The sequence below is a fragment of the Nocardia sp. NPDC059236 genome, assembly GCF_042754085.1.
Lineage (GTDB): Bacteria > Actinomycetota > Actinomycetes > Mycobacteriales > Mycobacteriaceae > Nocardia.
The window spans coordinates 1-883 of sequence record NZ_JBHZAF010000063.1 but is presented as its reverse complement, the minus strand read 5'-3'; the positions used below and the strand labels follow the sequence as shown (position 1 = coordinate 883).

The window sequence follows — 883 nt, the reverse complement described above, 5'->3', positions numbered from 1 at the left end:
ACGCGTTCCTGGCCGAGGCCCGTTCCTCGGCCCGGATACGGGCGTGCCTGCGGGCCAGTTCCTCCCACAGCAGGCTGACAGGGTGGTCGGGATCGCGGTTCTCCGGCTCGCTGCGGCGGAAGGCGCCGACGAGCACCCGCTGGCTCGTTCCGACGTCGTCCACCAGCGGCAGGGTGCGCAGCCCTTGTGCCTCGGGAAGCCTGCCCTCCGCTATCGCCTCCCCGATGCCCTGGGTGACGAGCATGCTGCCGTATAGCACGCGGGAGCTGAGGAGTTCGAAACCGTAGTGGGCCGAGTCGATCTCGGCCGCTATCCGCATCCGGCGGCGGTACTCGGGACCGAACCAGCCGCGCAGCACGTCGGGTATCAGCCCGTCGGTGGACACCACGAGCGGCCGCCGGGGGAGCGCAGCTTCTGCAGCAGTGTTCCGCTGCGGACGTGCGCCATGGTCAGCTCCACCCCTTCCCGAGTGAACCGGTCGTTGACCTGTTCGACAGCGTTCAGCAGGTAGCCGAGCGTGTAGCGGGTGGAGCCGACGCGCAGACTGCGGCCACGGCGTCTGCGGGCGGTGTCCAGCCCTTCGCGCCACCCGTCGAGCGTTCCCTGTGCAAGCCGGGCGAGCTCCTCGCCGGTGCGGGTGAAATGCACCCGCTCGCCGCGCCCGCGCTTGCGCAGCAGCGGCTCTCCGCAATGGTCGCCCAATTTGCGGTTCATCGTGTCCAGTTGCTTCTGAATACTGGACTGCTCCCGCCCCAGCCGCCTGGCGGCGCCCAGGGCCGTGCCCTCCTCGTAGACGGCCAGCAGGGTGCGGAGCTGATCCATCGTGATGTCGAGCAACCCTGGTGGGTAGTCGGGGGTGCCTGGCAGAGGCATACGTACTGCT

At 69.3% G+C, this 883-nt stretch carries 1 protein-coding gene and 1 pseudogene; both read right to left on the bottom strand.

Annotated features, from left to right (window positions below; translation table 11 throughout):
* A pseudogene (locus tag ACFXIV_RS47805) lies at window positions 1-388 on the bottom strand (hypothetical protein); the annotation flags it as partial.
* The coding region (locus tag ACFXIV_RS47800; RefSeq protein ID WP_379421525.1) for a LysR family transcriptional regulator at window positions 367-883 on the bottom strand (517 nt) is incomplete at its 5' end. The pseudogene ACFXIV_RS47805 and the gene ACFXIV_RS47800, both read right to left, overlap by 22 nt.